The organism is Kitasatospora sp. NPDC059599 (genome assembly GCF_042735125.1).
Taxonomy (GTDB): Bacteria; Actinomycetota; Actinomycetes; order Streptomycetales; family Streptomycetaceae; genus Kitasatospora.
The window spans coordinates 1-5411 of the sequence record NZ_JBHWCL010000263.1; the positions used below are offsets into that span (position 1 = coordinate 1).

7 protein-coding genes are annotated in these 5411 nt (G+C 74.6%); 4 read left to right on the forward strand and 3 right to left on the reverse strand.

Annotation, left to right across the window (positions count from 1 at the left end; genetic code table 11):
- Nucleotides 1-59: 59 nt before the first annotated feature.
- Nucleotides 60-1043 carry a hypothetical protein gene (locus ACFV04_RS43050; protein WP_380350086.1) on the reverse strand — a complete coding sequence of 328 codons (984 nt, stop codon included), beginning with the start codon at nucleotides 1041-1043 and terminating at the stop codon, nucleotides 60-62.
- Nucleotides 1044-1309: 266 nt separating this feature from the next.
- Here ACFV04_RS43050 and ACFV04_RS43055 point away from each other — a divergent pair, with 266 nt between their 5' ends.
- Nucleotides 1310-2503: an alpha/beta hydrolase gene (locus ACFV04_RS43055; RefSeq protein ID WP_380536527.1), complete on the forward strand. Its 1194-nt coding sequence runs from the start codon at nucleotides 1310-1312 to the stop codon at nucleotides 2501-2503.
- Between the two features lie 46 nt (nucleotides 2504-2549).
- Nucleotides 2550-3647, forward strand: a complete 1098-nt coding sequence (locus ACFV04_RS43060) for an RICIN domain-containing protein (protein ID WP_380536528.1) — start codon at nucleotides 2550-2552, stop codon at nucleotides 3645-3647.
- Between the two features lie 31 nt (nucleotides 3648-3678).
- On the opposite strand, the gene ACFV04_RS43065 is transcribed toward ACFV04_RS43060, so the two are convergent.
- A complete protein-coding gene (locus ACFV04_RS43065; RefSeq protein ID WP_380536530.1) occupies nucleotides 3679-4089 on the reverse strand; it encodes a hypothetical protein in 411 nt (136 codons plus the stop codon).
- A 13-nt stretch (nucleotides 4090-4102) separates the two neighbouring features.
- Entirely contained in the window at nucleotides 4103-4624 is a 522-nt protein-coding gene (locus tag ACFV04_RS43070; protein ID WP_380350097.1) for a peptidylprolyl isomerase, read from the reverse strand.
- Nucleotides 4625-4779: 155 nt separating this feature from the next.
- Between ACFV04_RS43070 and ACFV04_RS43075 the strand changes: the two genes are divergently transcribed.
- Both ACFV04_RS43075 and ACFV04_RS43080 read left to right on the forward strand, forming a co-directional pair.
- Nucleotides 4780-4983 carry a hypothetical protein gene (locus tag ACFV04_RS43075; RefSeq protein WP_380536531.1) on the forward strand — a complete coding sequence of 68 codons (204 nt, stop codon included), beginning with the start codon at nucleotides 4780-4782 and terminating at the stop codon, nucleotides 4981-4983.
- Nucleotides 4984-4986: 3 nt separating this feature from the next.
- A complete protein-coding gene (locus tag ACFV04_RS43080; protein ID WP_380536533.1) occupies nucleotides 4987-5298 on the forward strand; it encodes a hypothetical protein in 312 nt (103 codons plus the stop codon).
- The last annotated feature ends 113 nt before the right edge of the window (nucleotides 5299-5411 follow it).

The following is a 5411-nucleotide window of genomic DNA, read 5'->3' on the forward strand; positions in this document are numbered from 1 at the left end:
GCAGTTCGCCCCGCGGCCCCGCCGCCGCTGCCGTCTCCGCGTCCGTCTCCGCGTCCGTCTCACAGCCAGCCCCGGCGGGCGGCCTGGACGCCGGCCTGGAAGCGGGTGGTGGCGCCCAGGTGGGCGAGGAGGACGGAGACGCGGCGCACCACGGTGCGCCGGCCCAGGCCGAGGCGGCGGGCGATGGCGTCGTCGGTGGCGCCGCCGGCCATCAGGGTGAGGATGCGCCGGTCGCGTTCGTCGATGCGCAGGTCGACGCCGGCCACGCTGGCCGGCACCGCCAGGCGCCACAGGGTCTCGAAGACCGCGGTCATGGCCTGCAGCAGGCTGGAGGGGCGGATCAGCAGGGAGACCACGCCGGGGCGGTCGTCGGCGGGCAGGGTGACGATGGCGAGGTCGTCGTCGCCGATGGCGAGCTTGAGCGGCGGCTCGTCCAGGGTGCGGGCCTGTTCCCCGGCCTCGACCATGCGCGCCATGTTGGGCCCGGCGACCGGGTCCTCGAACGCGCAGCCCTGGTAGATCGCGCGGTAGACGACGCCCGCGGCCATCCGGCGGCGCTGGAGCACCTCCTGGTCGGCGTAGTGGGCGTGGCTGCCGGAGTACGGCGGCACGTCGATGACCCGGATCTGGTGCCGGGCCGCCAGTTGCAGCCGGCGGCTGGCGGCGAGCACCTGGGCGGGGTCCTCGACCACCTCCAGCGCGCCGTAGCTGCCGGCGTCGCGCCGGGCGAAGCGGTAGAGGCGTTCGAGTTCGGCGCCGGCCCGGCGGGCGGTGGCCTGGCGCAGCGCGTCGCGCTGCAGGACCGTCTCGACCACCCGGCCTGGCGGCAGCGCCTCCCAGGAGTGGTCGCGGTCGTCGGCGGTGCCGGCGCCGTCGAAGGCGACGGCGACGCCTTCGTCCGCGAGGTCGCGCAGCACGGCGAGCACGGTGTCCTCGTCCAGGCCCGCGCCGTGCGCGAGGTCGGCCACCCGGGCTCTGGGCCGTCCGACCAGGCAGCGGTAGACGCGGCCGCGTTCGGAGTCGGGATCCAAGACGTCGTGCACGACACCCCCCGGTCATCGTGTCCCCCTGCCGCCCGGTGGTCCCGGGTGGCCGGGGGAGCCTACCCGGGTGGGTGGCCCACATGCGCCAGTGGCCCAGGTGCGCCGCCGGGTGCTCTGGCGCGGGACGGTCCGTGTGACGAGAGTTGTCGATGTTCAGACAGGAGTGGTGAGACGGACCGTCAGGACGGCCCCGTCGGCACGACCGTCTGCGCACCCCGCGAGGACCGCCCGCCACCACCGACCGTCGAAGGCCGAGGACGACCCCCATGACCCCAGCCCGGCACCTGCCCGCCCGGCTGCGGCGCGCCCGCACGGCCGTCGCCGCCCTGGCCGCCTGCCTGCTCCCGCTCGCCGCGACACCCGCGGCCTCCGCCGCCCCCTCGGCAGCCGCCCCCGCGACGGCCGTTCCCGCGACGGCCGCCTCGGGTCCGGCCGCGTCAGGCCCGGCCGCCGCGACGGCCGTTCCCGCCGACGCCGGCGGGCCGCCGCCGCTCACGGACGGCTTCGGGCTCACCCAGGTCGGCACCGCGACCGGCAGCGCCACCAACTTCGTCATCACCGTCACCACCGCGCAGGTCGCCGGGCCGCACACCATCCGGATCCTGCTGCCCGCCGACTACGCGCAGCACCCGGACAAGCGCTACCCCGTGCTGTACTTCCTGCACGGCGCCTCCGACAACCCGAGCGACCCCGCGCTGGCCTACCCCGCGCTCACCGCCGCCCAGTCGATGATCACGGTCATCCCGGACGGCGGCCTGCGCGGCTGGTACACCGACTGGCTCGACCAGGGCACGCCCGCCGGTGCGCAGAACTGGGAGACCTTCCACCTCACCCAGGTCCTCCCGTTCGTCGACGCCAACCTGCGCACCCGCACCGACCGCGCCCACCGGGCCGTCGGCGGCCTGTCCATGGGCGGCTTCGGCGCCCTGCACTACGCCCAGGACCGCCCCGACCTGTTCGGCCAGGTCCTCACCATGTCCGGCGCCAACGACCTGTCCACCGACGAGATGATCCTGCGCGGCGCCGTCGTCGCCATGCTGACCAACGCCGGCACCGTCCTGTGCGGCCCCAGCGACGGCCGCCCCTGCGGCTTCGACTACGGGCCCACCGTCTCCAGCGACGCGATCTTCGGCACCCCGTACCCGGTGTTCAACGCCGACTGGCGCTGGAACGCCGCCGACCCGGCCTCCCGGCTGGCCCTGCTCGACCGCACCGGCATCGCCGTCTACACCGGCAACGGCAACGGCAACCCCGCCGACATGGAGTTCTGGGCCGAGGGCACCGCCAAGCGCGTCAAGGACCGCCTGGACGCCCTCAAGCTGCCCTACCACTACGTCGACTACGGCGACGGCACCGGCTGGGGCGCCGACTGCCACGGCGGCCACACCGCGGGCTGCTGGGCGCAGGACCTCGTGGACTACGTCCCGCGCCTGGAAGCGGCCTTCGCCGCCGCGCCCTGACGTCCCTCTCCTCTCCCTTCCTGCCTCCCGCTGAAAGGACACCTCCTTGCCCACCACCACGACCCCCGGCCGCACGGCGCCCTGGCTGCGCCTGCTCGCGGCCTTCCTGGTGACCTGCTGCGCCGCCCTGGGCCTGGCCGCCGCACCCGCCCACGCCGCCGCCCCGGCACCCGCCGCGGCCGCCGCCTGCGCGACCCCGCAGCAGTGCCTGACCATCACGTCGCTCGGCAACGGACGCCGGCTCGACGTCCAGAACGGCAACACCGGCGACGGCGTCTACGTCGTCACCAACTCCGCGCCCGGCTACCACCAGTCCTGGCGGCTGAACGTCGACACCTCCGACTACACCTTCACCATCGTCAACAACGACACCGGCAAGTGCATCGACCTGGCCTCCTGGTTCGTCCCGGTCCTGCGCCAGCAGACCTGCGCCGGACAGGCCAGCCAGCGCTGGTTCATGCAGCCCGCACCCAGCGGCGGCGACGCGTTCTTCATCCGCCACGCCGGCGACAGCACCTGCCTGGACCTGCTGAACGGCGCCCAGTACGACGACGCCTGGACCGACCAGTACGCCTGCAACGGCACCGCCAACCAGCAGTGGGCCACCGGCTTCCCGCAGGCCGCCCGCAGCCTGGCCGTCGACCACGCCGCCAAGCAGTGCCAGAAGGACGCCTCCACCTGCTCCTGGGCCGTCCAGAGCGAGGCCCCGGCCGCGCCGCTGCCCCGGGTGTGCTCCTCCGCGGTGTGGTTCAACAACACCAGCGGCACCGTCCAGCAGTCCTTCGCGGTCACCGACACCAGCGGCTGGTCGAGCAGCATCGGCAGCACGCTGAGCTCCACCATCTCCGGCGGCACCCCGGGCGTGTTCACCGCGGCCGTCACGACCGCCCTCACCTTCACCAACGTCTGGAACGGCTCGCGCAGCGTCAACAACGCCGTCGCCGTCACCGTCCCGCCGCAGCAGTACGGCTGGGTGACGCTCGCCGAGGTCGCCCGCAAGGTGACCGGCTCCTGGACCTTCGACGCCCACGGCATCCCGTGGACGGCCGACGACACCATCACCGTCCCGGTCACCTCGGACCCCAACGCCGGGCCGACCCTCTACGTCGCCAACACCAGCCCGACGTTCACCACCTGCGCCTGACGTACCGTCAATTGTTCGGCCGCCGCCCGCGCTACGGGCGGCGGCCGTCCGCGTCCCGACCGGGGTCGCCGTACGCCCGGACCAGGGCCTCGCGCGCGGCCAGGCGTCCGGCCACCCGGAAGGAGTGCTCGCGCGAGTCCACCTCGTGCACGACGGTCAGGTGCACCACCACCGCCAGCGCCACCGCCCGACCCGGCGCCCGCTCGGCCAGTTCCTCGCGCACCCCCTCGGCCAGCGCCGCGTGGAACAGCGCCAGGTACTTCGGATCGGAGTCGCCGTGCACCACGGCCCCCGGGGCCGCCTCCAGGTGCACGCCCTCCTCCCAGGGCTCGAAGTCCACCTCGACGATCGCCACGTCGCAGGGGCAGCCGGCCTGGCGGACGTAGCGGGCCCGCACCCCGCGGATCGGACGGGGCGGGAAGGACTCCGGTTCGACGCTCATCGGGATCGACCGGTCAGGACCAGGTGATCTCGACGGACTCGACCACCACGTCCTGCACCGGGCGGTCGCCCTCGGTCGGGGCGGTGGCGATCGCGTCCACCACGGCCTTGGAGGCCGCGTCGGCGACCTGGCCGAAGATGGTGTGCTTGCGGTTGAGGTGGCCGGGGGTGCCCACCGTGATGAAGAACTGCGAACCGTTGGTGCCCGGGCCGGAGTTGGCCATGGCCAGCAGGTACGGCTTGGTGAAGAACAGCTCCGGGTGGAACTCGTCCGCGAAGGCGTAGCCCGGGCCGCCGGTGCCGGTGCCCGTCGGGTCGCCGCCCTGGATCATGAAGCCCGCGATCACCCGGTGGAACGGCGTGCCGTCGTAGTACGGGCCGCTGCCCGGCTCGCCCGTGCGCGGGTCGGTGTACTCGCGGGTGCCCTCGGCGAGTTCGACGAAGTTGCGGACCGTCTTCGGGGTGTGGAACGGGAACAGCTCCAGGCGGATCGGGCCCGCCGTGGTGTGCAGGGTGGCGAAGCGGGCAGTGGCCACGGGTGGCTCCTCGGGTGCGACGGACGCGTGGGGCGGATCGGGAAGACCGGCTACGGCATCCTGGCACAGCCCCGGGGTTCACGGCCGAACCGGGTGGAAGGATCCCCACGTCGGACCTACCGAGGGCGCACGCAGGACGTGCGCGGGAAAGGCGGGTGGTCGTGGTGATCGGTGCGGCGCTGATCGGGTTGCTGGTGCTGGTGATCTTCGGGTGCGTGTGCGTGGTGTGGGCCGACCGCGGCGGCCCGGCCTGGACGCGCGTGGTCGCGGCCCTGACCGTCCGCGCGGGGGAAGTGGTGCGCAGCGCGCAGCGCAACCGGCGCCGCAGGGGCTCGAACGGCGGCGGTGGCGGTGACTGAGGCGTGACGGAACGGGAGTCCCGGGAGGAGCGGGAGGAGCGGGAGGCCCGGGAGGAGCGGGAGGAGCGGGAGCGGCTGCGGGCCGTCTTCGAGGCGGTGCTGGCCGGTGCCCTGGCCGGGCGCGGGGTGCCGACCTGCCTGGGTCTGGACGGCGACACCGACGAGGCGCTGTGGGCGGTCGAATCGGCCCGCCCCGACGTGCCGCCGGCCCTGGTCGAGGCGGCCCGGCGGGCCTTCGCCGGGCAGTTGGACGGCACCAACGCGGCCCGGCAGCGCGAGCGGATCGCCCGCAGGTTCGCCCGCCCCGCCGGCTGACGCACGGCGATGGCTGACGCACGGCGGCGGCTGACGCACGGCGGCGGCTGACGCACGGCGGCGGCTGACGCACGGCGGCGGCTGACGCACCGCGGCCCCGGCCGACGCCCGTG

Excerpts from the sequence above, each read along its gene's own strand:
- ACFV04_RS43055 (WP_380536527.1), top strand. The coding sequence starts at position 1,310 with ATGACCCCAGCCCGGCACCTGCCCGCCCGGCTGCGGCGCGCCCGCACG.
- ACFV04_RS43065 (WP_380536530.1), bottom strand. The coding sequence starts at position 4,089 with ATGAGCGTCGAACCGGAGTCCTTCCCGCCCCGTCCGATCCGCGGGGTG.